We start from the raw sequence: 26551 nt of genomic DNA on the forward strand, positions 1-26551 counted from the left end.
CGGTTCTTCTCGACCGGGCCGGCCGCATTTCAAAAATGTGGTTTAATCGATTGATATTGCTGGTTATTCGATAAAACTCTCGGCAGGTCTTGCCGTTGTCATGCTCGTTTGACAAAAGAGACGCGCCTCCGGCGGGAGGCGGCGTACAAGCGAGGATTTGCCGAAATGAATGTGGCCCAGAACATCGTCGCCGGACTTGACCGGATACTCACCATGGAGCTGGTGCGCGTCACCGAACGGGCCGCTGTCGCCGCCGCGAGGTTGCGCGGTCGCGGCGATGAGAAGGCGGCCGACCAGGCCGCCGTGGACGCCATGCGCCAGGAGCTCAACCGGCTTGCCATCAAGGGCACGGTGGTGATCGGCGAGGGCGAGCGGGACGAGGCGCCGATGCTCTACATCGGCGAGGCAGTCGGCTCCGGCAAAGGTCCCGCCGTCGACATCGCGCTCGACCCGCTCGAGGGCACGACGATCTGCGCCAAGAACCTGCCCAACGCGCTCGCCGTCATCGCGATCGCCGAGAAGGGCAGTCTGCTGTTCGCGCCCGACGTCTACATGGACAAGATCGCCATCGGACCCGGCTATGCCGATGGCGTCATCGACATCGATGCCTCGCCGGCCGAGAACATCGCAAGCCTCGCCCGGGCCAAGGGCGTCGCGGTGTCGGACATCACCGCCTGCATCCTCGACCGGCCACGCCATGCCAAGCTGATCGACGCCGTGCGCGCCACGGGCGCCGCGATCCGGCTGATCGGCGACGGCGATGTCGCCGGCGTCATCCACACCACCGATCCCGAGGAAACCGGCATCGACATCTATCTCGGCACCGGCGGCGCGCCAGAAGGGGTGCTGGCCGCGGCGGCGCTGCGGTGCACCGGTGGCCAGATGCAGGGCCGGCTGATCCTCGATACGCCTGAGAAGATCGCGCGCGCCGCGAAAATGGGTATTTCCGATCCGAAGCGGGTCTATCGTGCGCAAGACATGGCGCGGGGCGACGTGCTGTTCGCGGCCACTGGTGTCACCGACGGCAACATGCTGGCGGGGGTCAAGTTCGGCCGCACCTACATCACCACCCACACGATCGTGTTGCGCTCGTCCTCGCGGACCGTGCGCGAGATCAAGGCCCGGCACCAGGATCTGGATAAGTTCTAGACCGGCTTGCGAAGCCACGTCGCAGTCGTTAGCCATCTGGTTGCATCCGATGCTGGCTGTAAGGACCTGGCGATGAAATCGTTCGACTGGCACGCCGACCCGATCTCGCGTGCCACGGCCATCACCAAATCCTATCGCAACACCCAGAACGTGCGCCGCTTTTTCACCCGCGAATGCGGCAATGGGTTCAGGTTCGATCGACCTTTCATGGCCTGGCTCAAGGACGGTGTTCAAAAGACAATGGGGGATGCCGCCGACGAATGGCTTCGGCGCCAGGCTGAAAAGCGGAAAGCGTAGTTTTCTTGAGGTCTCCCATCACCGCGAACCGCTTGGCTTTGCCTGCCTTTGGCCTATCCTGCGGCCACACATGAGTTGGCAAACCGCATGACCGGCGAACGGCGACTCTTCCTCGACGTCAGGCAGTCGGCTACCGGCATCTCCTGGGAGCACCGGCTGACCGAGCGGCAGGACATGGTTGCGCTTGCCATCGCGCAAGGCCATGGCGTGCCCGACATTGTCGCGCGCGTGCTTGCCGGCCGCGGCGTCACCGCCGAGCAGACCGAGCGATTTCTCGATCCGACGATCCGCGACCTGCTGCCGGATCCGGCATCGCTGACCGACATGGACAGGGCGGCGGCCCGCATCGCCGCCGCGGTGATAGCCAGGGAGAAGGTGGCGATCTTCGGCGACTATGACGTCGACGGCGCCGCCTCGTCGGCCTTGCTGAAGCGTTTTCTCGGGCATTTCTCGGTGCCGTCGGAAATCTACATACCGGATCGCATTTTCGAGGGTTATGGTCCCAATCCGGACGCCATGCGCGAACTCGTTTCGCGCGGCGCGACACTGATCGTCACTGTCGATTGCGGCACCAACAGCGCCGCTTCCATCGATGCCGCCAATGCGGCGGGCGCCGATGTCGTCGTGCTCGATCACCATCAAGTTGGCGGTCCGTTGCCGGCGGCAATCGCTGTCGTCAATCCCAACCGCGACGACGACCTCTCCGGACAGGGCCATCTGTGCGCCGCCGGCGTCGTCTTCCTGGCCCTCGTGCAGACGGCGAAGATCCTGCGTGGCCTTATGGCCGACGCTGAGCCGCCGGACCTGCTTTCGCTGCTCGATCTGGTGGCACTTGCGACCGTCTGCGACGTGGTGCCGCTCATCGGCGTCAACCGCGCCTTCGTGGTCAAGGGGCTGCAAATGGCGCGCCAGCAAAGGAACGAAGGGCTGGCGGCACTCGCCCGGGTTTCGCGTATCGGCGAGCCGATCAGCACCTTCCACCTGGCCTATCTCATCGGCCCGCGCATCAATGCCGGCGGGCGCATTGGCGATGCGGCACTTGGCAGCCGCCTGCTTGCCACAGACGATCCGGTCGAGGCTCGCACCATCGCCGAAACGCTCGACCGGCTCAATCAGGAACGGCAGCTGATGGAGCAGGAGATGCTGGCGGCGGCGCGCGCCGAGGCCGATGCCGAGCTTGCCGGAGGCAATGGCCCGGCGATCGTCGTCACCGCCAGCAACAACTGGCATCCAGGCATTGTTGGCCTGCTCGCCTCACGGCTGAAGGATCACGCGCGGCGGCCGGCCTTCGCCATCGCCTTCAATGCCAACGGCCTCGGCACCGGGTCGGGTCGCTCGGTATCGGGTTTCGACCTCGGCCGATTGGTGCGAGAGGCCGCCGATGCCGGGTTGATCGTCAAGGGCGGCGGCCATGGCATGGCGGCTGGCATTACGGTGGAGCGCGCGCGACTTGGCGAGCTCAGGGCGTTTTTCGAAGAGCGGGCGGCGGCCGATGTGTTCCGGCTGCAGGGCGAGGAACGCCTGGCGATCGATGGCGCGCTGGCCGCCGAAGGCGCGACGGTTGGTTTGCTTGACGCGCTCGAGAAGGCGGGACCATTCGGTGCCGGGCATGCAGCACCCGTCTTTGTGCTGCCGCGTCATCGGCTGGCCGACGCCAGGCCGGTCGGCACCAACCACATTCGCGTCGACTTGCAGTCGGAAAGTGGCGGCCGTATCCAGGCGATCGCCTTCCGTGCCGTCGACACGGCACTTGGCGAGTTCCTGTTCAAGAACCGGAGCAAGACGGTGCATGTCGCCGGCTCGCTGTCAGGCAATTACTGGAATGGCAACCGCACGGTGCAATTTCGCATTGTCGACGCGGCCCGAGCGTAGGGTTGATCAGGCGAGAACGGTCTGCAGCCGCGTCAGTTCGCCGATCTGCGCCATAGTTGCCTCATAGCCGAGGCGGATCGCCTCGTCGGCGCGATGGAATTCGGTCAGGCCGATATGGCTGAGCTTCGGCTGCAGCGACATGTCAGGCGGATCGCCGGCAAGCCTGGCGCGCGAAATGCGGTCCTGGATGATGTTGAAGGCTTCGACCATGACGCCGGTAATGCCGAGCCGTGTCTCGCGGGACTGGCGTTCCGTGTCGACCTGGCCGGGCCTCGGCGCGTCCTTTTCGACGACCAGCTCGCCGGCGCTGTGCTTGATGACGGCGGCGCGGCCGAACAGATCGTAGTGAAGGTTGACCGCAACAACGAGCGGCTGCTCATAGGCGCGGCAGACCGAAACCGGAACCGGGTTGACCAGTGCACCGTCGACCAGCACGCGGCCGTTGCAGTTCACCGGCTCGAACACGCCAGGCAGTGCATAGGAAGCGCGCATGGCGGTGATCAGCGAGCCGCTCGACAGCCAGATTTCATGGCCGGTGCGGATCTCGGACGTCACTGCGACGAAGGGCTTGGGCAGATCCTCGAAACGAACACCGGCCACATGTTCACGCAGGCGGGCGTCCAGCTTCATGCCGCCGAACAGGCCGCTGCCGCGCAGATTGAGGTCGAGCAGGCCGAAAATGCGCCGCCTGGTCAGGCTGCGGGCGAAGTCTTCCAGCTCATCCAGTTTGCCGGCGAGGTAACAGCCGCCGACCAGCGCGCCGATCGAAGTGCCGGCGATCATCGAGAGCTCGATACCGGCTTCATCGAGCGCGCGCAGCACGCCGATATGGGCCCAGCCCCTGGCACAACCGCCACCCAAGGCGAGAGAAATGCCTGTTTTCTTTGCAGGTTTTGGTTCGGACGCGCCGCCCGACGAAGAGAGGCCATTGGCTTCCCGAACGTCTGGTCTGCTACGCAATGACGCCCACTCGAGCACCATAATCTCCCTTGTCCCACTCCCTTTCTACAGGAAGTCCGTTTGAGAATAGTGAATATGAGTGGTTTGTGAATATTGAATGGTTCACAAAGGCTTCCGATACGTGTTTTCCGCATCGAACAGCGGCTTGCTGCCGTCGCCGGCAAGCGTCGCCTTGCCTTCGATCAACCCTACCGTCCGATAAAAGCATGAACGCCGACCGGTGTGACAGGTTGCGTCGTGGCCCAACACTTTGACGCGCAGCCACAATGCATCCTGATCGCAGTCGGTGCGCATCTCGACGACATGCTGGAAATTGCCCGAGGTTTCGCCCTTCTTCCAAAGTGCGTTGCGCGAGCGCGACCAGTAGTGGGCGATGCCGGTTTCCAGCGTCAGCCCCAGCGCCTGCGCATTCATGTGCGCCACCATCAACAGCATGCCATCTTCGGCATCGGTGACGACCACCGTGACGAGGCCGGCGGCATCAAAGCGCGGCGAGAGGACAGTGCCTTCCTCCAGCGCTTTCTTGTCTGATGGAGCTTTCGGAAATTCCAGTGCCGACATCGCCGGTTCATTTTCTTGTCTGACCATGATCTTTTCCGAAAACCGGTCTCCACTTTTCGGGATCATGGTCTGGCGACGCCGGCGGGGAACCGGTCAGCTTCCGCCGCCGCGCACCATGGTGACGAACCGAACCTGCTCATCGGGAGTGTCCTTGAAGACGCCGGTGAAGGTCGAGGTGAGGGTGGTGGAACCCTGCTTACGGATGCCGCGCATGGCCATGCACATGTGCTCGGCCTCGATCATGACGGCGACGCCACGGGGATTGAGCACATCCTGGATGACGCCAGCGATCTGCGCGGTCAGCGCTTCCTGCGTCTGCAGGCGATGGGCGAAGATATCGACGACGCGCGCGATCTTGGACAGGCCAACGACCTTGCCGTCCGGCAGATAGCCGACATGCGCCTTGCCGATGATCGGCACCATGTGGTGCTCGCAATGCGAATGGAAACTTATGTCCTTGACGATGACCAGGTCGTCGTAGCCGGCGACCTCCTCGAAGGTGCGGCCGAGTTCCTCGGCCGGGCACATGTCATAGCCGCCAAACATTTCGCGATAGGCCTTGGCCACGCGTTTCGGCGTGTCGACGAGCCCCTCACGGTCCGGATTGTCGCCGGTCCAGCGCAAAAGCGTGCGCACGGCAGCCTCGACCTCGGCTTCGCTCGGTCGGTCGGTGACCGGCTTTTCCATATAGGCGGACTGGGGCATGAGTTTCTTGATGACGGCATCCATAAAAGGCGTCTCCCGTAGTTCCTCTCTCAAGGAGGAACGAGTTGAACGGACCACGACCTTTCGGTGTCGGAAACTCGCCCCGTTTCCAGCCCCGTAAGCGGCGTGAACTTTCCGGCGAGGACGCTGGCTTTCGCTGCCTTGTCGATACCGGACTGCCAGCATTATATATGGTCATGACGAGCGAAAGGAAGACACGGCAGCGGCAATCGCTGTTCGCTTGGCGGCGACGGATTGGAAAATAATGATCAACGACGTCTACAATGCGAAAATTCTCGGTTTTGCCGGAAACATCGCGCGCATCGGCCGGCTCGACCATCCCGACGCGACCGCGAAGGCGCATTCCAAGCTGTGCGGTTCGACCGTGACCGTCGACCTCAAGATGGCGGATGGCGTGGTCACCGACTTCGCCCATGACGTGAAGGCCTGCGCGCTCGGCCAGGCGTCATCCTCGATCATGGCGCAGCATGTCGTCGGCGCGAGCGCCGAAGAATTGCGCGCGGTGCGCGACACCATGCTGAAGATGCTGAAGGAAAATGGCGCCCCGCCTGACGGCCGCTTCGCCGACCTGAAGTATCTGGAGCCGGTTCGCGACTACAAGGCGCGCCATGCCTCGACCATGCTGACCTTCGACGCCGTGGTCGACGCGATCGGCCAGATCGAGAAGAAGCGCGCCGAAGAAGCGGCCTAGGCCGGATCCCCCAGATTCCGCGCGCGCCTGCTTTCGGCAAATTCGCCGCGGACCCAGTCGGCGAAAGCCGCGGCCGGCTCCGACAGATCCTTCAAATTCTTCGCCACCAGCCAATAGGAGCCGGAGGCGACGTCGATGTCGAACGGCTTGATCAAGGCGCCGGATGCGATTTCCTCGCCGATCTGCAAGAGATCGCCCAGCGCCACGCCATGCCCGAGCAGGGCGGCCTGCTTTGAAAGTGACGCATCCGCCAGCATGGGACCGCGCGCGGGCACGGCATCGGCGGGCACGCCGGCTGCTTCGAACCAGCGCGCCCAGCCCTGCCGGTTTTCCTCGTGCAAAAGCGTGTAGCGACCAAGGTCGATCGGCTTCTCGAGGGCAGGACCCGAGGCGAGCAGTGCCGGCGACAGAACCGGTGAATCGACTGTCGAGGCAAGTCGCTCGGCCTCGCTGTGCGGCCACGAGGCGGCATGCGCGCTGAAGCGCAAGGCCAGTTCGGGCTGATCGCCGCGGAACTCGATCAGCCTTGGATCGACTTCGAGGGAAACGTCGATATCGGGTCGCAATTCGCGAAATCGATTGAGCCGTGGCACGAGCCACACGGATGCAAGTGAGGGTTCGACGCTGACGCGAACCACGGACTGCGCCGGGACCGCGACCAATTCCGAAAGCAGTCTGTCGATGTCGTCAAAACTCCGGACCAATTGGGCGAGCAGACGCCGGCCCGCATCGGTCAGTTCGACGCGGCGGTGGTGACGTTCGAACAGGGGCTGGCGCAGGAAGATTTCGAGCTCGCGGATCTGCCGACTGATCGCCGCCTGCGAGACAAAAAGCTCCTCGGCCGCCCTGCTGAAGCTCAGATGCCGGCCGGCCGCCTCGAAGCTCCTCAATGCCGTCAGCGGCAATCGACCGCGCTTCATTCGCATAACCTCAGATTATCCGTAGTGGAAATTATACTCGTTTGAAGGCGAGAGCCAGTGGCGCTCTAATCGCGTCAAAGGAGACACGGTCATGATCCAGTTCCTGAGCATCCTTGGCGACGTCATGCGGGTCGCAACGTTTCAATGGCCTGACCAACAGCAGCATGCAAAGCGCCGTGAGGAGCCGGCCAGTCCTGGCCGCTGGGCGCCATCGGCCGGGCGACATCCCTATCGTCGTTCGAGACCCTGAAGCGGACGACACGGCAACGGGTGGACGGGGATTGCGTTCTCCGGCCGAAGTCCACATCTATCCGTTGGGAAACGCGATACGGAGAATGCGGTGCGCGACCAACATGGGCATGCGCATATCGCCGGACGACCGAGGCGCGGGCGCAACTGGCCAGGCCCATGGCGCAAGACGCCGGGGCGTCTCCTTGGCACATCGCTCGTGCGCCTTTACCAGCTGACGCTGTCGGGCTTTATCGGCAATTCCTGCCGGCATCTACCGACCTGTTCCGAATACGCGCATGAAGCAATCGCCCGCCATGGCCTGTGGGCCGGCGGCTGGATGGGTTTTTTCCGGGTGCTTCGCTGCGGGCCGTTCGGCACGCATGGCATCGACCTTGTGCCGGAGGCGCTCGCGGATCGTTTCGTCTGGTTCATGCCCTGGCGATATTGGGGGATCGGAAGAAAGCGTGGCGATCCGCCAGGCTGATCGCGCCGATCAAGGTCGCGCGGGGGCGCACGATTTAACCATCTGGTAGGGTTAACGACAACCTGCACAAAGACTGCGCATTTGAGACAAAATCGAGACAAGAGACCTCGCTAAGCCGCTCGCGAACCCCTGCTGGAGCGAGCATCACATGCGCAACGTCGACCGCCTTCCCTTCATCCTTGCCGGCATCCTGTTCCTGCTCGCCTGGCTGCTGGGATTTCCGATGCGCGCGCAATCGGCGCCGCTTGGGCAGGTGCGGTGCACGCTGACCGCTGATGCCGCAAGCGGCACGACGCTCTACCGGGGCGGGACCTGCGATCAGCTTCGGCGTGCACGGATGATGTGACCACCAGCGTTGCTCGCCGCTCCCTTCGGTGCGTGGGAAAAGCGGGCGGCGATATCGCCACTCTCGAGATCTTCGATTTCGTCGAAGCCTAGGTCAGTTAGCGATTTCGCCAGCTCGCCCGGAACAAAGAAGCTGATCCATGGCTCCCCGATAGACGCGACGCGCGCCGCATGGAAGGCGAGAGCAGCCTTTCCCGCAGCGTCGCGGCTCTCAGCCGGTTCGTTATAGTCGAACACCACCTCAGAGCCACGAACACCGGCTATCCAGGACAGCGTGTTGAAGATCGCTTCCTTCGTCAAATAGGGGACGACGCCCAGCCAGATGAAGAAGCTCGGTTCGGTCGACCGCAAGCCGGCCGCGGCCAATTCTGCGGACAGGCTTTGCCGCTCGAAGTCGACCGGCACGAATCTGGTGGCGGGTGGCTCGGCAAGACCGCTGTCGGCAATGCATTTGCGTTTCCAGGCTTGCGTCGCCGGGTGGTCGACTTCGAACACGCCGAGACCCGCATATGGATTGCGCAGCGAAAACGTATCAAGGCCAGCGCCAAGCACGACGAGCTGCCGGATGCCGCGACGCACCGCCACCGCCAGCCAGTCCTCGGCGAACCGGGCGCGCGCGGTCACGAACAGGCGCATGCGCCTGCGGCGCTCGTCTTCCTGCTCAAGCTCCTGTGCCGCGGGAGCCGCTTCACCCAGAATCGCGATCGCGTAGGGATCGCGAAACAGCCCTGCCTGCGGCGAAAACTGATGCAGGGCCCTCATGCGTGCGACGCCAAGGGCGGTTCGGCTGTGTGTGGCGTCATCCATGCTGGTGATTCCAGTTCACGTCGTGCATTTTCGCAAGCCTCTGCGACTGGTCCGCGACATCCGTGGTGACATTTCCTGACGGCTGCGCCAATTGCCGCTCTTTACCTGACGCAACGCTGCCTCTAAAACCTCGCCCGCTGCCGGACGCCTCCGGCTTTTCCCACGACCACCCGCGCTCGTTTGCGGGACTGGATAGGAGATACAAATGCTGAATTCCGTTTCCCTGACATTTCCCGATGGCTCCGTCCGCGATTACGACGCGGCGATGACCGGTGCTGGTCTTGCCGAATCGATCTCGAAGTCGCTGGCCAAGAAGGCCGTCGCCTACAGCATCGACGGCACGGTGCGCGACCTCTCCGACCCGCTCGGCAAGTCCGGCAAGGTCGAGATCATCACCCGCGACGATGCGCGCGCTCTTGAGCTGATCCGCCACGACACCGCCCACGTGCTGGCGGAGGCCGTGCAGGAATTGTGGCCGGGTACGCAGGTGACCATCGGGCCGGTGATCGAGAACGGGTTCTATTATGACTTCGCCCGCAACGAGCCGTTCACGCCAGACGATTTCCCGGTGATCGAGAAGAAGATGCGCGAGATCATCGCGCGCAACAAGCCGTTCACCAAGGAAGTCTGGTCGCGTGACAAGGCGAAGAAGGTCTTCGCCGACAAGGGCGAGCGCTACAAGCTTGAACTGATCGACGCCATTGCCGAGGATCAGGATCTCAAGATCTATGCCCAGGGCGACTGGTTCGACCTTTGCCGTGGCCCGCACATGGCCTCGACCGGCCAGATCGGCAATGCCTTCAAGCTGATGAAGGTGGCCGGCGCTTATTGGCGTGGCGATTCGAACAACCCGATGCTGACGCGCATCTACGGCACGGCCTGGGCCGACCAGGCGCAACTCGACGCCTACCAGACGATGCTGGAGGAGGCCGAGAAGCGCGACCACCGGAAGCTCGGCCGCGAGATGGACCTGTTCCATTTCCAGGAAGAGGGGCCGGGCGTCGTCTTCTGGCACGCCAAGGGCTGGAGAATGTTCCAGAACCTGGTCAACTACATGCGCCGCCGCCTCGACGAGCAGGGCTATCAGGAGGTCAACGCGCCGCAGGTGCTCGACAAGAGCCTGTGGGAGACGTCAGGCCACTGGGGCTGGTATCGCGACGCCATGTTCAAGGTGACCGTCGCCGGCGACGATACCGACGATGACCGCGTCTTCGCGCTGAAGCCGATGAACTGTCCGGGTCATGTGCAGATTTTCAAGCATGGGTTGAAGTCTTATCGCGATCTGCCCGTAAAACTTGCGGAGTTCGGCAATGTCCATCGCTATGAGCCGTCGGGCGCGCTGCACGGGCTGATGCGCGTGCGCGGTTTCACGCAGGACGATGCGCATATCTTCTGCACCGAGGAGCAGCTGGCGTCGGAGTGCCTGCGTATCAACGACCTGATCCTGTCGACCTATGCCGATTTCGGTTTTGACGAAATCAGCGTCAAGCTGTCGACGCGACCGGACAAGCGCGTCGGCACCGACGAGGCGTGGGACCACGCCGAAGCGATCATGGGCAGTGTGCTGGAGACGATCAGGACGAGGTCCGGCAATCGGATCAAGACCTCGATCAATCCGGGCGAGGGCGCCTTCTACGGACCGAAATTCGAATATGTGCTGAAGGACGCCATCGGCCGCGAATGGCAGTGCGGCACGACGCAGGTCGACTTCAACCTGCCGGAGCGCTTTGGCGCTTTCTACATCGGCTCGGATTCCGAGAAGAAGCAGCCGGTGATGGTGCATCGCGCCATCTGCGGTTCGATGGAGCGCTTCCTCGGCATCCTGATCGAGAACTATTCCGGTCACTTCCCGCTGTGGTTCGCGCCGCTGCAGGTGGTGGTGGCGACTATCACGTCGGACGCCGACGACTACGCGACCGAGGTGGTGGCAAAACTAAAGGCCGCCGGGCTGCTGGCCGAAGCCGATCTGCGCAACGAGAAGATCAACTACAAGGTCCGCGAACACTCACTGGCCAAGGTTCCGGTCATCCTCGTCTGCGGCAAGCGCGAGGCGGAGGAGCAGACGGTCAACATGCGCCGGCTGGGATCGCGCGACCAGGAATCGCTTGGTCTTTCCCAAGCGATCGCACAATTGACCGAAGAAGCGATCACCCCCGACCGCCGGCGCAAACGCGCTGCCTGATCCGCACAGTATCGACGAAATGGCGGTGGAGCGATCCACCGCCATTTTCATATCCCTGTCACGCCAACCTTGTAACGAGCCCTCATGCTCAAACTGAAGACGCGCGAAAAACCGTTTCCCGAGCTTTCCTATGCCAATCCGCGCCAGCCGGCGCTGACGCGCTGGGTCATCCATTCCATCGAAGGCCTGTCGGGACGCGATCGCTATACGGCGCTCTATGATTTCTGGCGCCGCCAGGTCGTGCCGACCGGCGAGCGCGTGTTCAGCCGCATGCTCGAGTTGATCGACGTGCGGATACGGACCGCCGATCAATGGCCGCCCGCGCAATTGCCGGATACGCCGCTGGTGATCGTCGCCAACCATCCGTTCGGCATCGGCGACGGCATTGCCGTGCTGTCGCTGGCCGAGCAACTGGGGCGGCCGTTCCGGGTGATGATCCACAAGGACCTGCTCAAGATCCGCGAGATGGAACCCTATTCGCTCCCGATCGACTTTTCCGAGACCAAGGACGCGCTGAAAAACAACATGGCCGTGCGCCACGAGGCGGTGCGGCTACTCAAGGAAGGCGTCACCATCGTGGTGTTTCCGGCCGGGGGCGTTGCCACCGCGCCGAAAGGCTTTGGCCGGGCGCGCGACCTGCCATGGAAGATGTTTCCGGCACGTCTCGTCCAGGACGCCAGGGCGTCCGTCATTCCGATGCATTTTTCCGGGCAGAACGGCCGGCTTTTCCATCTGGTCAGCGGCCCGATGAACATGGCCGAGCGCGACGGCCGGGTGGCGAAATTCGTCGGCAAGGCCTCGCTGACGCTACGCATTTCGCTGCTCATTCACGAATTCGCGCGGCTGTCGGGCAAGGCGATCGACGTGCGCGTCGGCGATGTGCTGAGCTGGAGCGAGCTGGAACCATTGCGTGACCGCAAGGCATTGCTCGATCGCCTTCATCGCGGGGTGTTCGATCTGGCGCCAATCACAGCGCGTCGCAAGATTCCGTTTCTGCCGGCGCGGACCAAGCTAGCAGCCTGAAATCAGCATCCACGTACGGTGCTGACTTAAGGTCAAAGAAACGGGCATTTTCCGAAGCGTCCGCCAGAAGGCTAATCCGCGCCTTCCTCGGGGTCCATCGCCGCTGCCTCGGTGGCCAGAACCTCGATTTCCTGGTTCTGTCCGGCCACGACCGTAAAATCCTTCTGGTAGATGCGGTCGCGGTTCTTGGCGATGATGGTGTAGTCGCCCTCGGCAAGCACCATGGAGGCGAAGGCGCCGACGGTTTCCTTGATCGGATCGCCGGATTCGTTGAGCAGCGACCAGGAGGTGTCGGCGATTGCCTCGCCACCGGTTTCGCGCACCAGCTTCATCGTGATCTCGGCCGCGTGGTGCTCGACCGTGGCTTCCGTCAGCTTGCCTGCTTCGACGCGGATGTCGGAGCGGATGACCGCGTTGACCGCGCCATAGGTGGAGACGACGTGGTAGATGCCGGCGTTGAGCCGAACGACAGTGTTGGGTTCGACGTCGGGGATGATCAGCGCGCGGTCGCCATTGGGCTCGGCGTGGCTTTCGTAGATCGAGAAGCGCAGATTCTTGGGCGGGATGCGCACTCCGCCGGACAGTACGGCGTCAAGTTTGAGCCCGCCGGCGTCGAGCACCAGGTTTTCGCGCTTGGTGTCCTTGCCGACGGTGATGCGCTTGGTGGCGCCGGCCCGGCCATAGGAGGCATGAACCAGATAGCTGCCGGGTTCGAGCTGGAAGACGGCGGTGCCGCCATGCGCGGAAGCGACCATTGGCAATTTGCCGTTGACGGCTTCGGGCTTGAAGACGCGCCAGACGATGCCGCGGGTGATGTCGGAACCCTTGTCGGTCAGCTGGGCGGACAGCGTGATGGCGCCGCCGCCACCGAGCGCGAGCGGTGTTTCGCTTTTCGGCGTCGCATAGCTCGAAATGCCGGGCAGCTTCAGGTCGCTGATGCCGTCCTTTTGCTGCGCAGCAGCCATCGAAACCGGCGCGATGAACAGCGCGGCACAGAGCCAGATCAGGAAAAGACGCAGTGTCCCCTCAAACATGCCTTGCGTTGAAGCCCATGGCGGTGGCAATTTCAAGGCTTAAGAGTCCGATCGACAGGACTCTTCCGTCCGGCGCCGCCCGCGCCAATGTCCGAGCCGCCCCTGTTCCCGATGGCGCGCTTCAGCTCAAAACAAGAGTTCTAGGAGACTTGCGCCCATGGCGTCGCCGATCATCGACTTTCTGCTTACCCGAAATTCAGCGCCGATCCCGGACCTCAAGGAGCCGGCGCCGAATGACGCGGACATCGCGACTATGATCGCCGCCGCCTCACGTGTGCCCGACCACGGCCGGCTCGAACCCTGGCGTTTCATCCTCTACCGTGGCGATGCGCGCGTCGAGATCGGCAGACAACTGGCTGCCCTCGCCGAACAGCGGGAAGGACCTTTGCCGGAGGGCCGCCGCAACCAGGAATTGGCGCGGTTCTCGCGCGCACCGCTGGTCATCGGCGTCGTGTCGATCCCGAGGGAGAATCCCAAGATCCCGCAATGGGAGATGTTCCTGTCCGGCGGCATGGCGGCGATGAACCTGATGATCGCGGCCAACGCGCTGGGTTATGGCACCAACATGATCAGCAACTGGTATTCCGACGTGCCGGAGGGCAGGGCGCTGCTGGGGCTGGCGCCGCAGGAGCGCGTCATTGGCTTTGTCCATATCGGCTCCTATGCGGGCCCGGCACCGGAGCGGCCACGGCCAGATCCGGCAAAGCTTTACGGCGACTATTCGGGGCCGTGGGTGGGCTGAATGTTCTACGAGCCGTCAAAGGGCCACGGGCTGCCGCACGACCCATCGAAGGCGATCGTGGCGCCGCGCCCGATCGGCTGGATTTCGACGCTGAACGCGGCCGGCGAGATCAATCTCGCGCCATATTCCTTCTTCAACGCCGTTTCGACCCGGCCTTTCATCGTCTGGTTCTCCTCCGAAGGCGAGAAGGACAGCGCTACCTTCGCCCAGGAAACCGGCGAGTTCGTCGCCAATCTCGTCAGTCGCGATCTCGTGGAGAAGATGAACCGCACCTCGGTCAGCGCACCGCGCGGCGTCAACGAGTTCGTCTATGCCGACCTTGCCATGGCGCCGTCGCGCCTCGTCGCGCCGCCACGCGTGGCGGCAGCACCGGCGGCGCTCGAATGCCAGGTGACGGAGGTCTTTCGGCCAAGGGGGCTCGATGGAACGCCGACGAGCGCTGTCGTCGTCGCAGGCGAAGTGGTCGGCGTGCACATCGACGATGCCTTCCTGAAGGACGGCCTGTTCGACATCACCAAGGCCGGCAACGTCGCTCGTCTCGGCTACATGGATTATGCCAGCGTCGACGAGGTGTTTTCGATGCGCCGGCCGCGCTGGGGCACGGACTGACCCGCCGATTCGGCCCGTCCGCAATCCCAATGCTTCAGTCGGGAAGGCCGGTATGCGGCCCTGAGCGATCGGCCGTGAAAAGGCGAAAGCGATTTCCCCTTTGTTAGAACACACGCTAAGAGAGCGGCTTCGGCGGTGCGTTGGGGTTGGCGCATCGACCTTGGGGATAGTGCGGGGCGCAGGCTACATGAAGAAGCGAGACTCGCTGGGAACCCGGCTGCGCTACGGCTTTGACAAGAGCATGGCCGCCGGCCCGATCGCGCTGATCGGCTGGCTCGCCGTCGTTTCCCTGCTGATCATCATCGCCGCCGCGGGTTTCCTTGCGGTGACCCGCATCGCGCCGGAAGGCGGCGAGCCGCTGAACTTTGTCGAAGCGTTCTGGGAAGCGCTGATGCGCACGCTCGATTCCGGCACGATGGGCGGCGACACTGGCTGGGCGTTCCGTCTCGTCATGTTGTTGGTCACGCTGGCCGGCATCTTCGTCGTCTCGGCTCTCATCGGCGTGCTCAGCGCCGGCGTCGACGGCAAGCTCGATGAATTGCGCAAGGGCCGTTCGCGGGTGCTGGAGACCGACCACACCATCATCCTCAACTGGTCGCCGTCGATCTTCGACGTCATCTCCGAACTCGTCATTGCCAATGCCAGCCGCCGCCATCCGCGCATCGTCGTCATGGCCAATATGGACAAGGTCGAGATGGAGGACGAGATCGCGGCCAAGGTCGGCAAACTGGGCAACACGCGCATCATCTGCCGCAGCGGCGACCCGACCGATCTCTACGACCTGGCCATCGTCAATCCCCAGACCTCGCGCTCGGTCATCGTTCTGTCGCCCGACGGCGACGATCCGGATTCGCAGGTCATCAAGACGGTGCTGGCGCTGGTCAACGACCCGAACCGGCGCGCCGACCCCTACAACATCGCGGCCGAGATCCGCGATGGCAAGAACGCCGAGGTCGCCCGCGTCGTCGGCGGAGCCGAGGTGCAGCTCGTGCTGGCCGACCAGCTGATCTCGCGCATCGTCGTGCATTCGAGCCGGCAATCGGGTCTGAGCGGCGTCTATTCGGAGCTGCTCGATTTCGACGGCTGCGAAATCTACACGATCGAGCAACCGGATCTCACCGGCAAGATCTTCGGCGAGGCGGTGATGGCGTTTGAGCACTGCACACTGATCGGGCTTTGCGACGCCAAGGGGCGCGTCAGTCTCAACCCGCCGTCGGATCTTGTGATCGCCAAGGACATGCGCGCCATTATCATCGCCGAGGACGATGCCGCGATAAAGCCGGGAACCGCTGGGATCAAGATCGACGCGGCGGCGCTCCGCGGCCAGCGGCCCGTCGAGGCGAAGCCTGAGCGCATGCTGATCCTTGGTTGGAACCGGCGCGGCCCGATCATCACCTACGAACTGTCGCGCTACGTCGCGCCTGGTTCGATCCTGACCATCGCCGCCGATACGCCCGGCCTCCAGCAGGAAGTTGCCGAACTGCCGGTCGCCGGCGACAATCTGACGGTCAATTGCCGCGTCACCGATACGTCGAGCAGCACCGCGCTGGCAGGCCTGGATGTGCCTTCCTACGACCACGTGCTCGTCCTCGGCTACAGCGAAACCATGGCAGCGCAGCCGGCCGATACGCGCACGCTGGTGACGCTGCTGCATCTGCGCAAGATCGCCGATGATGCCGGCCTGCACATCAGCATCGTCAGCGAGATGATCGATGTGCGCAACCGGGAGCTTGCGGCGGTGACCAAGGCCGATGACTTCGTCGTCAGCAACAGGCTGGTCAGCCTGATGCTGGCGCAGGCGTCCGAGAACCAACACCTCGCCGCGATCTTCGATGACCTGCTCGACGAGAAGGGTTCTGAAATCTACATGCGTCCGGTCGCCGACTATGTCGCCATCGACCGACCTTTGACCTTCTGGACGATCGCGGAATCGGCGCGGCTGCGCGGCGAGATCGCCATAGGTCACCGACGCATCCGCGCCGGAGACACCGACCAGCGGGCGCTGGGCGGGGTGACCGTCAACCCGCTGAAGTCGGAAGCGCTGGCCTATCTGCCGGAGGACCGGATCATCGTGCTGGCGCGAGACTGAGACTAAGCGGAAATCCCGGCTGCCCTGGCCCGAGCCAGAAGCCGTTCGGCCAGCCGCAGATGCGGTCGGTCGACCATCTTGCCGTCGATGCCGACGACGCCGGGGTTTCCCGCCGCGTGGAACGCCGCGACGATTGCCGCCGATTGTCTCACCGCCTCGGGCGAAGGCGTGAAAGCGGCGTTGATGACGGGTACCTGATCGGGGTGGATCGCCATCTTGCCGGTGAAGCCGTCGCGCTCCGCCTCGGCACATTCCGCTTCGAAGGCGGCCATGTCGCGAAAATTCGGAAAGACGGTGTCGATCGCCGCGACTTCCGCAGCAGCTGCCGCAAGGATGGTCGTCAGGCGCGCGTGGCGGAACACATCGGTGTAGCGGCCTCGCTCGTCGCGCGCCGCGCGCGCGCCGAGCGCCGCGGACAGGTCCTCTGCCCCCCAAGTAAGGCCGGCAAGTCGCGCGCTTGCCCCGGCATAGGTCGCCGCCGCCAGCACGCCCGCCGGTGTTTCGGTGATGATCGGCAGGATCTTGATCGCGCCGTCGGCCAAGCCGTTTTCGGCCTCGCGAACCCTGAGCTTTGCCGAGAGATGCTGCACATCCTGGCCGCTGTTCGACTTCGGCAGCATGATGCCGTCTGGCCTGGCTGAAACGAGCGCCGCCAGATCGTCATCGGTCTGCCCGGTCGAAAGGTCGTTGACCCTGACATAGATCGCGGAGCCGGTTTGCGTCCTGTGGCTGGCGACGAAACGTGCCGCGATCTCGCGCGCCAGCGCCTTGTTTTGAGGCGCCACGGAATCCTCGAGGTCGACGATGACCACGTCGGCGCCGGCGCCAAAGCCCTTCTCCAGCTTCCTCTCCGAATCACCGGGGACGAACAGCAGCGAACGCATCAGGCCGCCTTCTTCAGCATCATGGCCTGCCTGGTGCATTTGGCAACAAGGTCGCCATGCTGGTTGTAGGCGCGGTGCTCGAATTCGACGATGCCGCGATCAGGCTTCGATTTTGATTCACGCACCGAAATCACCGTTGTTTCGACGCGGACGGTATCGCCATGGAAAACCGGATGCGGAAACACGGTTTCCTTCATGCCGAGATTGGCGACCGTGGTGCCAACGGTGATGTCATTGACCGAAATGCCGATCATCAGGCCGAGCGTGAACAGCGAGTTGACCAGCGGCTTGCCCCATTCGCTTTTGGCGGCGAAGTCGAAGTCGATATGCAGCGGCTGCGGGTTCAGCGTCATCACCGAAAACAGCATGTTGTCGCTCTCGGTGACGGTCTTGCGCAGTGTGTGCTGGAAGACATGGCCGACGACGAACTCCTGGAGATAAAGCCCGGCCATTTTCCTTCTCCTCCGCTGCTTGACGGTTGATAGGCGCTGCAAACCACGCTCGCAAGCCAGTTAATGAACATGGTGAACCGTTCGTAAACCATTTCTGCCTACCGTCTCCGCGGGGCCAGAAGCATTCTGGTGAGGGGCATAGGCAGGCGGCATGGTCGTTTCGCATTTTTTGAGGTGGATTTGCACAGCCAGGGTCTCGGAGCGCGCCGCCGCGGCCAACGCGCTGGCTCGAGCCTATGTCAATTCCGACCTGCCTTTCGAGGATCGCTGCGCCGCCGAGGCGGCGCTGACGCTGCTGCTCGACGACGCCTCGTCAAAGGTGCGGCTGGCGATGGCCGACGCGCTGTCCATGAGCCACCACGCGCCGCTGCAGATCATCAGCGCGCTGGCCTCCGACCAGCCGGAAGTCGCCGGCGTGGTGCTGGCGCGCTCGCCGCTGCTCACCGACGCCGATTTGATCAACCGCGTGGCCAGCAGTCCGAAAGTGACGCAAAAATTGATCGCCGATCGGCCGCTCGTCTCGATGGCGCTATCGGCGGCCATCGCCGAGATCGGCGAGGCGGAAGCCTGTGCCGTGTTGCTCGCCAACGGCGGCGCCGAGATCGCCTCGCTCAGCTTTCGCCGCATGGCCGAACGCCATGGGCACCTGCCTTTGGTGCGCGAGGCGCTGATATCAGACGCCCGCCTGCCTGCCGACTGCCGGCATATGCTGCTCGTCAAGCTCGGTGAAATGCTCAAGACGTCGCCGCTGGTCATGGCGTTGATGGGCGCCGCCCGGGCTGACCGGGTCATGCGCGACGCTTGCATCAAGGCCTCGGTGACGCTGATCGAGGGCACGCGTCAGGAAGAACATTCGGCGCTGATCGAACATCTGCGCCTGCGCGGCGATCTTACCGCCAGCTTCCTCATCCGCACCATCGCGCACGGCAAGGTCGATTTCTTCGGCTCGGCGCTGGTCGCGCTCAGCCAGCAGTCCGAACAAAGGGTCAGGGCGTTGCTGGCCGGCGGGCACGATGTGGCTCTGCAGGCGCTGTTTCGCAGCGCTGGCCTCGCCGCCGCCACGCATGCCGTCATCCTGCGGGCGCTGAAGATCTGGCGCGAGGTCGCCAACGGCAAGCGCGTCGCTGGAGTGCAGGAGGTCAGCTGGCTGATGCTCAAGGAAGTGGGCGGACAGTCGGCGGAAGGCGATCTCGCCGCCTTGGTCAAATCGATCCATCTCGATGCTCTGCGTGAGAATGCGCGCGGCCATGCGCTGGCGATCGCGGCGGCTTAACCTTTATTCTTCGCGAAAAAGTCCGGGAAATCGTCCATCGCGGCGGCGATGATGCGCAGCGATGCCGCGATCTGCAGCAATTCACCGGTGTCGTTTCGCCGGGCGATGGACGCCGCATATTTGCGAGCGACGGCGACGGTCGCTGTCTGCGGATCGCCCGGAGCGCGGAAGAGCAGCTCGCGCGCCAGCCCCTTCAGGAAGTTGGCGATCGAAAGCGCGGTCTCGGACGGGATGGCATGGCCTTGGCTTGCGCTACGCAGCCGCAGGATTTCGAGGCCGACCGTGACGGCGGCGACACCGCCGCCCAGAACCGCATCGCCTTTCCTGCCGGCATTCTGCACCAGCGGCATCAACTGGTTGATGCGGTCATAGGCGAGGCTCTCGAACGCCGAACGCCTCGCCACGCGCTCATGCAGGCAAAGCCGCGCCAGATCCTCGCGCATGGCGCGCACGATGCGGTTGGCCGCCAGCCACGGATTGGCAGGCAGCACGACGATGAAGACACCGATTGCCAGCAGGATGCCGACCAGGATCGAGGCCGATCCCGCGAGGAACGGGCCAGGATCATAGGTCATCGCCTGATGCGGACTGAGGAAGGCGAGGAAGTTGATGGCGAAGGCCGTCGCCACGCCAACAAAGCGCGGATTGGCCATGGCCAGGGCCGTTGGCACCAGGATAGGCACCACAAACAGCATGAACCAGCCGAAGCCGGGCAGGGCGGGCAACGCGATCTGGCCGACGAGAAAGGCAAAGGGCAAAGCGAGCAGCGTTCCCTTGAAGAAGCCCCAGGACACCTGGACCGGGTCCGGCCGCGCGGCAAACAGGCTCGATACGACGGCAACGAGGATGACGGTGCCGGCGGCTTCCGTCCATTTGGTCGTCAGCCAGAAAGCCGCGACCAGCAGCGTCGCGAGGGCGGCGCGTACGGCGTTGCGCGATGCGCCGGGGTAATCGCGGTGCACCACCAGAGCGGGCTGCCTGCTGCCCCGGACCGAGCGCACGGCAGGCGCGCGCAGGGCGTCGAGGCCGCGCAGGACCTGCTTGAGGGCCTCGGCGAAATCGGCGGCGATGATGAGGCGGGTGACGGTGCCGACCCTGTCATCACCCTGGTCGAGCGATGCATCGGGCATCTGCCGTGCCTTGGTCGAGATCGCGTCGAGCCGTTCCACCCAGGGCGCCGTGTCGTCGAGCGCGCCCGGCCTGGCCGCCAGCTCGGTGACAAGGGCCTGCAGCTCTGAGCGCACCGGTATGAGTGCCGCGTTCTTCGGAGCGGCGTGGGAATGCAGCGTGCGAGCCGCCGACAGGGCGGAGAGCAGTTGTCCGATGGTGCGCCGGACCGGATGGGCGCGCGGCGCGAAGCTCGGCGCTTCGAGCCTGGCATAGGCGCGCATCTCGCCGAGCGTCTGGGTGTCGGCGACCAGCTTTCGATGCAGGCCGGAGAGCGTTGCCGCATCGCCTCCGGAGAACGCGCCGCCGGCATAGGTGGCGAGATCGAGAATGCAGCGTTTCAGCCGCGAGATGATGGCGTCGCTGGCCAGTTTTGGCAGGATCAGCCGGCTGGTCAGGCCAGCGCAGACGATACCGAGCACGATCTCGGCACAACGCGCGACCGTGAGATCGACAACGAGGTGGGGCTGTCCGAAGGAGGGCAAGCCTATGATCATCGCGGTGTAGCCGGCAAGGGCGGCACCGTAAGCTTCGGGATTGCGCAGCAGCGACGAGACGAAGGTGCAGATGCCGATCCAGACGGCAAGCACGGTCACCAGCACCCAGGGGTTGGCGCCAAAGACCGTGATAATGCCGATCGCGGCGACGCCGCCGGCAAGCGTGCCGAGCAACCGGTAGAAGCCTTTCGCAAGCACCATGCCGGCAACGGGTTGGGCGACGATGAACACCGTCATCATTGCCCATTGCGGGTGGTCGAGCTTGAGGGCGTAGGCGACCAGAAGCGCCATCAAGCCGGCCGAAACGGTGCGGAGGGCGAAAATCCAGTCCGAGCGTGTCGGCTGGGTCAGGGCGGCAAACCTCGCCACAAAACCGCTGCGCAGCCGGTCCCAGGTCAATCGCTCATCTCCGCACTCGACGCCAACAAGCTAGAGCAATCCCAGGAAAAGTGTGAAACGGTTTTCCCGGGAAGAGCGCACAGCGCTTTCCCTTGGGAATTGCGTCAAAACAAAGAGATAGGGTGGCTCGGCGTTTCCGTGAAACGATGAACCGCTCTGGAGCAGACGATGTTCAGATATCGAGCACTTCCGTCTCGGCGAATTCGGCGCGTTCCTGGATGAAGCGGAAGCGGGCTTCCGGCTTGGTGCCCATCAGTGCGTCGACCGCATCCTTGGTTGCCGCCTCGGCGTCGATCACGTCGATCCGAAGCAGCGTGCGCTTCCTCGGATCCATGGTGGTTTCCTTGAGCTGCGCGGCCATCATCTCGCCCAACCCCTTGAAGCGGCCAAGCTCGACCTTGCCGCGCCCGGTGAATTCGGTGCGCAGAAGCTCGTCCTTGTGCGCATCGTCACGGGCATAGGCGACCTTGCCGCCTTGCCTGATCGAGTAGAGCGGCGGTACCGCCAGGAAGAGGTGGCCACCGCGCACCAGGGCCGGCATTTCCTGATAGAAAAAGGTAATCAGCAGCGAGGCGATGTGGGCGCCGTCGACGTCGGCGTCGGTCATGATGATAACGCGGTCGTAGCGCAAATCCTCATCACGGTATTTCGACCGTGTGCCGCAGCCGAGCGCCTGGATCAGGTCTGAAATCTGCTGGTTGCCGGCAAGCTTGTCGTTGCCGGCGCTGGCGACATTGAGGATTTTTCCGCGCAGCGGCAGCACCGCCTGGCTGGCGCGATCACGCGCCTGCTTGGCCGAGCCGCCAGCCGAATCACCTTCGACGATGAAGAGTTCGGCGCCGGCGGCGGCATTCTGCGTGCAGTCGGCGAGCTTGCCCGGCAGCCGCAGTTTGCGCACCGCGCTTTTGCGCGACACTTCCTTTTCCTGGCGGCGACGCACCCGCTCGTCGGCGCGGGCGATCACCCATTCGAGCAGCTTCGAGGCCTCTTGCGGATTGTCGGCCAGCCAATGGTCGAACGGATCGCGGATCGCGCTCTCGACAATGCGGATCGCCTCGATCGTCGCCAGCCGGTCCTTGGTCTGGCCGACGAATTCGGGCTCGCGGATGAACACCGACAGCATGCCGGCCGCCGAGATCATGACATCTTCCGAGGTGACGATCGAGGCGCGCTTGTTACCGACGAGATCGGCATAGGCGCGCAGGCCCCGAGTCAGCACATTGCGGAAGCCGGCCTCGTGGGTGCCACCTTCACCGGTCGGGATGGTGTTGCAGTAGGAATTGATGAAACCATCGCCGCCGAACCAGGTTACCGCCCATTCGAGCGAGCCATGGCCGCCTTGCTTGTCGCTCTTGCCGGCGAAGATTTCGCGCGTCACCTGGAAGTCGTCGCCGAGCGATGCCTTTAGATAATCCTTCAGGCCGCCGGGAAAATGGAATTCCGCCTTGGCCGGCGTCTGGTCCTTTTCCTTGATCAGGGACGGATCACAGGTCCAGCGGATTTCGACGCCGCCGAACAGATAGGCTTTTGAGCGCGTCATGCGGTAGAGCCGCGCCGGTTCGAACGCGGCGCCCTTGCCGAAAATCTGCTCGTCGGGATGGAACCGTATTTTTGTGCCGCGCCGGTTATGAACCTCACCGAGTTGCTCCAGGCCGGTCACTGGAACACCACGCGAGAATTTTTGCCGATAAAGCTGCCGTCCCCGCGCGACCTCGACCTCGAGATGGTCCGACAGCGCGTTGACCACGGAAACGCCGACGCCATGCAGGCCGCCCGAGGTCTCGTAGACCTTCGAGTCGAACTTGCCGCCCGAGTGAAGCGTCGTCATGATCACTTCGAGCGCGGGTTTCTTGAATTTCGGATGCGGATCGACCGGGATGCCGCGGCCATTGTCGGTGACGGCGAGATAGCCGTCGGCGGAAAGTTCGACATCGATGAAGGTTGCGTGGCCAGCGACGGCCTCGTCCATCGAGTTGTCGATCACCTCGGCAAACAGATGGTGCATCGCCTTGTCGTCGGTGCCACCGATATACATGCCTGGCCGGCGACGCACCGGCTCCAGCCCTTCCAGCACTTCGATGTCGGCGGCACTATAGCCCTCGCTGCCATCCTTGGTCGCGGCGGGACGCTTGGTGGCCTGCACCAGCGGGTCCGCCGGGCGCGCCGGTGTGCGAACCGGTTGCGGCTGCTTGTCCAGATTGCCGAAGAGATCGTTGTTGTCGTCCATGCCTGCCATAGGGTCCGTGCTGCGAATCACCCCGTGATACTGCCACGCTTTTCAGCGCCGAGCGACCGAGGTTCCTGTTCCGTTCGGGGATCTGCCTGTCTTAACCCAAAACCATTCGATAACCAAGCTGGCGGAAATAGGTCCGATGCCACGTGCCAAGATTCCTGATTCTTTAACAATGCCGCCTAGCGTGAGCCCAACAAAACAAGAAACTGCGGGCATCAGGGGTTTCGGCGTGAGGGGCAAGGCCATAACGATGATCGGCATCGCTGCCGTTTTCGGCGCGATCTCGATTTTTGCCGCGGATTTCTGGGTCAAGAGCCAGGCCAAGGCCGATTCCGAGGAGAAGACGGCGTCGATCGCCCCTCCCGCGGCACCCAGGATCGAGTTCAAGACCATCGTGGTGGCGAGTGCCCCATTGCGTTATGGCATGGAACTCGACCGCGCGAAGCTCAGCGAAATCCCCTGGCCGCAGGATTCCTTGCCGCAAGGCGCCTTCGCCACCATCGACGGGTTGCTTGGCGAAGGCAGTCGCGTGGTGCTGTCGCCGATCGAGGTCAACGAACCGGTGCTGCTCACCAAGCTGTCGGGGGCAAATGGCCGCGCGACGCTTTCCAACATGCTGACGCCCGGAATGCGGGCGGTGACCATCCGCACCGACGAGATTGCAGGTGTCGGCGGCTTCGTCACCCCGGGCGACCGCGTCGATGTCGTGCTGACGCGCGACGCCGGCGAAATCCAGGAGGTGGCCAAGAATGCGCAAGGGGCGGCCGGTTCGACGATTACCTCCGAGATCGTCGTCGCCGACGCCAAGGTGCTGAGTGTCGGGCAGGGCGCGGACGTGCGCCAGACGACGCCGCAGATTGCCAATTCGGTGACCATCGAGGTGACGACCGACGGCGCGCAGAAAGTGGCGCTTGCCCGCACCGTCGGCACGCTGTCGCTGTCGCTTCGCTCGGCCAGCGAAGGCGGCGACGGCAACAACGGCGTCACCACCATCTCATCCTTCGGCGGGTCGGTGGCATCCAACGTCAAGGCGACGGCAGGATCGCTGTTCGATGCCATGCCGAAGGAGCCGGAGAAGCCAAAGTTCAAGACGATTATCGTAACGCGCGGCACGAAGGCCGAGGAATATCAGGTTCCTTCACGGGACCAGAAATAGAAGCCAGTGGGGACTGGGTGAGGGACGGGACAATGCTCGGGCTGATCACGTATCGGACTATGGGAAGGTTGCGCGTTTTGCGTAGCCTGGCTGTCGCGGCTTCGCTGGCCGCTGCCGCGACGCTGGCTTTCGGCGCCCCGGCCAGGGCCGACAACGACATCGTCTATGTGTCGTCGACCAAGAATGCGTCGATAAAGGTGGCGAAGGGCAAGCCGAAGACGATCATGACGAGTGCTGCCTTCTACCAGATCGTCATCGGCGATCCGGAGATCGCCAACGTCAATCCGCTGACCGACAAGTCCTTCTATGTGCTCGGCAACAACCTTGGCACCACCGGCGTTGCTCTGTTCGATCAGAACAAGCAGCTTGTCGGCACCATCGACATCGAGGTGACGCTCGACACCGACCAGTTGGCGAGCACCATCCGCGCCAGCGTGCCGGACGCCAGGATCAAGGTCGGCTCGGCCAATGGCCGTGTCGTGCTGTCGGGCGAGGCGGATGACGCGGTCGCCGCCGAAAAGGCGAACAAGATCGCGACGCGATTTTCCGGCAACGAGGAAGTGATCAACTCGGTCAACATCTCGTCATCGCAGCAGGTCCAGCTCAATGTCCGCTTCGTCGAGATCAATCGCCAGGCGGGCCAGGATCTGGGTGCCAAATACAGCGCCAATTTCGCCTACGGCATTGGCGGGCGCGACGTCACGCTCGATCCGGGTTCGGTACCGGCCGCCGGCACCGGTGAGATCATCGGCCGGCTTTTGTCGAACGGCGTATCGATCGATATTGCCATCAAGGCGCTGGAGGAGCGCGGCCTGGCCCGGCGGCTGGCCGAGCCGAACCTTATCGCCCGCTCCGGCGAAACGGCCAGCTTCCTCGCCGGCGGCGAATTCCCGATCCCGGTCTCCGAGGACAATGGCAAGATTTCCGTCAGCTACAAGAAATACGGCGTCAGCCTGGATTTCACGCCGACGGTGCTCAAGGATGGGCTGGTCAGCCTGGACATCGCGCCGGAAGTCTCCTCGATCGACGCTTCGGCCTCCTACAACATCGGCAGCATTTCGGTGCCCGGCTTCATCGTGCGGCGCGCCAAGACGTCGGTCGACCTGAAGAACGGCCAGAGCTTCATGATCGCCGGATTGCTGCAGTCGCAAAACGACATCACCACGTCGCGCATTCCCGGCCTCGGCAAGATGCCGGTGCTTGGAGCCCTGTTTTCGTCGAAATCCTATCAGCGGCGCGAGACCGATCTGGTCATCATCGTCACGCCGTACCTGGTCAAACCGGTTGACCCGTCGAAGAAGCTCGTCGAACCGACCGACGGCACGCAGCCGGCCAGCAACGTCGATTATTTCCTCAACAACACCGAGGAAGTGAAGGGCTCCGATCCCGGCCGCACTGTCGCGTTGGCCGATGGCCGCGTCATGCAACCCGCGGCGGCCACCACGGCCGGCCATTTTCTCGACCTGCCAAAGGATTGAAGTCATGCGTCTGGTTCGAGGATTGTGCTTCACCCTGTTGCTTGCCGGCTTCGCCGCCGGCTGCACCAGCGACGACTATGTACGCAGCGAAGGGGTGACGACGGACGCCGGCAACGCACAGGCCGCGAACACCGTCATGCAGATGGTCGATCCGTGGAAATACGGCGTCCAGAACACCAAGCTCCTGGTGCCCGCCCAGCGCGACAGCGCGCCGGCCGTCACCCCCGATCAGGCGGCCAGTGCGAAGGCGTCACAGAATACCACAACCAACTGATCCAATGGTCGACTGA

24 protein-coding genes and 1 pseudogene are annotated in these 26551 nt (G+C 63.7%); 15 read left to right on the forward strand and 10 right to left on the reverse strand.

All coding sequences use genetic code 11. The features are described 5' to 3' along the window. The first annotated feature begins 165 nt into the window (after positions 1 to 165). From glpX to recJ, 3 genes are all read left to right on the forward strand, one after another. Positions 166 to 1149 carry a class II fructose-bisphosphatase gene (gene glpX, locus AC56QP_RS32660; RefSeq protein ID WP_489861794.1) on the forward strand — a complete coding sequence of 328 codons (984 nt, stop codon included), beginning with the start codon at positions 166 to 168 and terminating at the stop codon, positions 1147 to 1149. A gap of 72 nt (positions 1150 to 1221) precedes the next feature. Further along, on the forward strand, positions 1222 to 1446 hold the full coding sequence (locus tag AC56QP_RS32665) for a DUF6434 domain-containing protein (protein ID WP_489861793.1): 225 nt from the start codon (positions 1222 to 1224) through the stop codon (positions 1444 to 1446). 87 nt (positions 1447 to 1533) lie between these two features. Next, positions 1534 to 3318, forward strand: coding sequence for a single-stranded-DNA-specific exonuclease RecJ (gene recJ, locus AC56QP_RS32670; protein ID WP_489861792.1), 1785 nt, complete (start codon positions 1534 to 1536; stop codon positions 3316 to 3318). 6 nt (positions 3319 to 3324) lie between these two features. Here the strand turns inward: recJ and AC56QP_RS32675 are convergent, their stop codons facing one another. From AC56QP_RS32675 to folE, 3 genes are all read right to left on the reverse strand, one after another. Continuing rightward, positions 3325 to 4296 (reverse strand): patatin family protein, encoded by a 972-nt coding sequence (locus AC56QP_RS32675; protein ID WP_489861791.1) that lies wholly within the window; start codon positions 4294 to 4296, stop codon positions 3325 to 3327. Between the two features lie 84 nt (positions 4297 to 4380). Then, entirely contained in the window at positions 4381 to 4839 is a 459-nt protein-coding gene (hisI, locus tag AC56QP_RS32680; RefSeq protein WP_489863459.1) for a phosphoribosyl-AMP cyclohydrolase, read from the reverse strand. A gap of 93 nt (positions 4840 to 4932) precedes the next feature. After that, positions 4933 to 5568, reverse strand: coding sequence for a GTP cyclohydrolase I FolE (folE, locus tag AC56QP_RS32685; RefSeq protein ID WP_489861790.1), 636 nt, complete (start codon positions 5566 to 5568; stop codon positions 4933 to 4935). Positions 5569 to 5809: 241 nt separating this feature from the next. Here folE and AC56QP_RS32690 point away from each other — a divergent pair, with 241 nt between their 5' ends. Further along, positions 5810 to 6256: an iron-sulfur cluster assembly scaffold protein gene (locus tag AC56QP_RS32690; RefSeq protein WP_489861789.1), complete on the forward strand. Its 447-nt coding sequence runs from the start codon at positions 5810 to 5812 to the stop codon at positions 6254 to 6256. Here the strand turns inward: AC56QP_RS32690 and AC56QP_RS32695 are convergent. After that, on the reverse strand, positions 6253 to 7176 hold the full coding sequence (locus AC56QP_RS32695) for a LysR substrate-binding domain-containing protein (protein WP_489861788.1): 924 nt from the start codon (positions 7174 to 7176) through the stop codon (positions 6253 to 6255). The genes AC56QP_RS32690 and AC56QP_RS32695 overlap by 4 nt on opposite strands. A 340-nt stretch (positions 7177 to 7516) precedes the next feature. On the opposite strand from AC56QP_RS32695, the gene yidD reads away from it, so the two are divergent. Beyond that, positions 7517 to 7891: a membrane protein insertion efficiency factor YidD gene (gene yidD / locus AC56QP_RS32700; RefSeq protein WP_489861787.1), complete on the forward strand. Its 375-nt coding sequence runs from the start codon at positions 7517 to 7519 to the stop codon at positions 7889 to 7891. Between the two features lie 148 nt (positions 7892 to 8039). After that, a pseudogene (locus AC56QP_RS32705) lies at positions 8040 to 8213 on the forward strand (class D beta-lactamase); the annotation flags it as partial. On the opposite strand, the gene AC56QP_RS32710 reads toward AC56QP_RS32705, so the two are convergent. Then, the gene (locus AC56QP_RS32710) at positions 8210 to 9043 is read right to left on the reverse strand and encodes an SAM-dependent methyltransferase (RefSeq protein ID WP_489861786.1); all 834 of its coding nucleotides are present in this window, start codon (positions 9041 to 9043) and stop codon (positions 8210 to 8212) included. The pseudogene AC56QP_RS32705 and the gene AC56QP_RS32710 sit on opposite strands and share 4 nt — an antisense overlap. Before the next feature lie 205 nt (positions 9044 to 9248). Between AC56QP_RS32710 and thrS the strand changes: the two genes are divergently transcribed. Both thrS and AC56QP_RS32720 read left to right on the forward strand, forming a co-directional pair. Then, the gene (gene thrS / locus AC56QP_RS32715; protein WP_489861785.1) at positions 9249 to 11225 is read left to right on the forward strand and encodes a threonine--tRNA ligase; all 1977 of its coding nucleotides are present in this window, start codon (positions 9249 to 9251) and stop codon (positions 11223 to 11225) included. Positions 11226 to 11309: 84 nt separating this feature from the next. Next, complete coding sequence (locus tag AC56QP_RS32720; protein WP_489861784.1) at positions 11310 to 12248, forward strand: lysophospholipid acyltransferase family protein; 939 nt, start codon at positions 11310 to 11312, stop codon at positions 12246 to 12248. A 71-nt stretch (positions 12249 to 12319) separates the two neighbouring features. On the opposite strand, the gene AC56QP_RS32725 is transcribed toward AC56QP_RS32720, so the two are convergent. After that, entirely contained in the window at positions 12320 to 13282 is a 963-nt protein-coding gene (locus AC56QP_RS32725) for an RgsD C-terminal domain-containing protein (RefSeq protein WP_489861783.1), read from the reverse strand. 157 nt (positions 13283 to 13439) lie between these two features. Here AC56QP_RS32725 and AC56QP_RS32730 point away from each other — a divergent pair, with 157 nt between their 5' ends. From AC56QP_RS32730 to AC56QP_RS32740, 3 genes are all read left to right on the forward strand, one after another. Further along, positions 13440 to 14024, forward strand: coding sequence for a nitroreductase family protein (locus tag AC56QP_RS32730; RefSeq protein ID WP_489861782.1), 585 nt, complete (start codon positions 13440 to 13442; stop codon positions 14022 to 14024). Further along, on the forward strand, positions 14025 to 14633 hold the full coding sequence (locus AC56QP_RS32735; protein WP_489861781.1) for a flavin reductase family protein: 609 nt from the start codon (positions 14025 to 14027) through the stop codon (positions 14631 to 14633). A gap of 187 nt (positions 14634 to 14820) precedes the next feature. Further along, positions 14821 to 16722, forward strand: coding sequence for a CASTOR/POLLUX-related putative ion channel (locus AC56QP_RS32740; RefSeq protein ID WP_497100915.1), 1902 nt, complete (start codon positions 14821 to 14823; stop codon positions 16720 to 16722). Between the two features lie 2 nt (positions 16723 to 16724). On the opposite strand, the gene AC56QP_RS32745 is transcribed toward AC56QP_RS32740, so the two are convergent. Next, on the reverse strand, positions 16725 to 17606 hold the full coding sequence (locus AC56QP_RS32745) for an HpcH/HpaI aldolase/citrate lyase family protein (protein ID WP_489861779.1): 882 nt from the start codon (positions 17604 to 17606) through the stop codon (positions 16725 to 16727). Continuing rightward, positions 17606 to 18058, reverse strand: a complete 453-nt coding sequence (locus tag AC56QP_RS32750) for a MaoC family dehydratase (protein ID WP_489861778.1) — start codon at positions 18056 to 18058, stop codon at positions 17606 to 17608. The genes AC56QP_RS32745 and AC56QP_RS32750 overlap by 1 nt, the downstream gene beginning before the upstream one ends. A gap of 151 nt (positions 18059 to 18209) precedes the next feature. On the opposite strand from AC56QP_RS32750, the gene AC56QP_RS32755 reads away from it, so the two are divergent. Beyond that, a complete protein-coding gene (locus tag AC56QP_RS32755; protein ID WP_489861777.1) occupies positions 18210 to 19331 on the forward strand; it encodes a DUF2336 domain-containing protein in 1122 nt (373 codons plus the stop codon). Here the strand turns inward: AC56QP_RS32755 and AC56QP_RS32760 are convergent. Continuing rightward, complete coding sequence (locus tag AC56QP_RS32760; protein ID WP_489861776.1) at positions 19328 to 21394, reverse strand: FUSC family protein; 2067 nt, start codon at positions 21392 to 21394, stop codon at positions 19328 to 19330. The two genes, AC56QP_RS32755 and AC56QP_RS32760, sit on opposite strands and share 4 nt — an antisense overlap. Before the next feature lie 172 nt (positions 21395 to 21566). After that, a complete protein-coding gene (parE, locus tag AC56QP_RS32765) occupies positions 21567 to 23621 on the reverse strand; it encodes a DNA topoisomerase IV subunit B (RefSeq protein WP_256750471.1) in 2055 nt (684 codons plus the stop codon). Between the two features lie 235 nt (positions 23622 to 23856). Here parE and cpaB point away from each other — a divergent pair, with 235 nt between their 5' ends. Genes cpaB through AC56QP_RS32780 form a run of 3 tightly spaced genes read left to right on the forward strand, consistent with a single transcriptional unit; the run spans position 23857 to position 26535 of the window. Further along, positions 23857 to 24783, forward strand: a complete 927-nt coding sequence (gene cpaB, locus AC56QP_RS32770; RefSeq protein ID WP_489861775.1) for a Flp pilus assembly protein CpaB — start codon at positions 23857 to 23859, stop codon at positions 24781 to 24783. A 59-nt stretch (positions 24784 to 24842) separates the two neighbouring features. After that, positions 24843 to 26261 (forward strand): type II and III secretion system protein family protein, encoded by a 1419-nt coding sequence (locus tag AC56QP_RS32775; RefSeq protein ID WP_489863457.1) that lies wholly within the window; start codon positions 24843 to 24845, stop codon positions 26259 to 26261. A gap of 4 nt (positions 26262 to 26265) precedes the next feature. Beyond that, entirely contained in the window at positions 26266 to 26535 is a 270-nt protein-coding gene (locus AC56QP_RS32780; RefSeq protein WP_489861774.1) for a hypothetical protein, read from the forward strand. The last annotated feature ends 16 nt before the right edge of the window (positions 26536 to 26551 follow it).

The sequence above is a fragment of the Mesorhizobium sp. RCAM 05104 genome (genome assembly GCF_059683645.1).

What these genes read in the sequence shown, in the direction of transcription:
- glpX (WP_489861794.1), top strand. Translation starts at nt 166, where the DNA reads ATGAATGTGGCCCAGAACATCGTCGCCGGACTTGACCGGATACTCACC.
- AC56QP_RS32665 (WP_489861793.1), top strand. Translation starts at nt 1,222, where the DNA reads ATGAAATCGTTCGACTGGCACGCCGACCCGATCTCGCGTGCCACGGCC.
- recJ (WP_489861792.1), top strand. Translation starts at nt 1,534, where the DNA reads ATGACCGGCGAACGGCGACTCTTCCTCGACGTCAGGCAGTCGGCTACC.
- hisI (WP_489863459.1), bottom strand. Translation starts at nt 4,839, where the DNA reads ATGTCGGCACTGGAATTTCCGAAAGCTCCATCAGACAAGAAAGCGCTG.
- folE (WP_489861790.1), bottom strand. Translation starts at nt 5,568, where the DNA reads ATGGATGCCGTCATCAAGAAACTCATGCCCCAGTCCGCCTATATGGAA.
- AC56QP_RS32690 (WP_489861789.1), top strand. Translation starts at nt 5,810, where the DNA reads ATGATCAACGACGTCTACAATGCGAAAATTCTCGGTTTTGCCGGAAAC.
- AC56QP_RS32695 (WP_489861788.1), bottom strand. Translation starts at nt 7,176, where the DNA reads ATGAAGCGCGGTCGATTGCCGCTGACGGCATTGAGGAGCTTCGAGGCG.
- AC56QP_RS32710 (WP_489861786.1), bottom strand. Translation starts at nt 9,043, where the DNA reads ATGGATGACGCCACACACAGCCGAACCGCCCTTGGCGTCGCACGCATG.
- thrS (WP_489861785.1), top strand. Translation starts at nt 9,249, where the DNA reads ATGCTGAATTCCGTTTCCCTGACATTTCCCGATGGCTCCGTCCGCGAT.
- AC56QP_RS32720 (WP_489861784.1), top strand. Translation starts at nt 11,310, where the DNA reads ATGCTCAAACTGAAGACGCGCGAAAAACCGTTTCCCGAGCTTTCCTAT.
- AC56QP_RS32725 (WP_489861783.1), bottom strand. Translation starts at nt 13,282, where the DNA reads ATGTTTGAGGGGACACTGCGTCTTTTCCTGATCTGGCTCTGTGCCGCG.
- AC56QP_RS32730 (WP_489861782.1), top strand. Translation starts at nt 13,440, where the DNA reads ATGGCGTCGCCGATCATCGACTTTCTGCTTACCCGAAATTCAGCGCCG.
- AC56QP_RS32735 (WP_489861781.1), top strand. Translation starts at nt 14,025, where the DNA reads ATGTTCTACGAGCCGTCAAAGGGCCACGGGCTGCCGCACGACCCATCG.
- AC56QP_RS32740 (WP_497100915.1), top strand. Translation starts at nt 14,821, where the DNA reads ATGAAGAAGCGAGACTCGCTGGGAACCCGGCTGCGCTACGGCTTTGAC.
- AC56QP_RS32745 (WP_489861779.1), bottom strand. Translation starts at nt 17,606, where the DNA reads ATGCGTTCGCTGCTGTTCGTCCCCGGTGATTCGGAGAGGAAGCTGGAG.
- AC56QP_RS32750 (WP_489861778.1), bottom strand. Translation starts at nt 18,058, where the DNA reads ATGGCCGGGCTTTATCTCCAGGAGTTCGTCGTCGGCCATGTCTTCCAG.
- AC56QP_RS32755 (WP_489861777.1), top strand. Translation starts at nt 18,210, where the DNA reads ATGGTCGTTTCGCATTTTTTGAGGTGGATTTGCACAGCCAGGGTCTCG.
- parE (WP_256750471.1), bottom strand. Translation starts at nt 23,621, where the DNA reads ATGGACGACAACAACGATCTCTTCGGCAATCTGGACAAGCAGCCGCAA.
- AC56QP_RS32775 (WP_489863457.1), top strand. Translation starts at nt 24,843, where the DNA reads ATGGGAAGGTTGCGCGTTTTGCGTAGCCTGGCTGTCGCGGCTTCGCTG.
- AC56QP_RS32780 (WP_489861774.1), top strand. Translation starts at nt 26,266, where the DNA reads ATGCGTCTGGTTCGAGGATTGTGCTTCACCCTGTTGCTTGCCGGCTTC.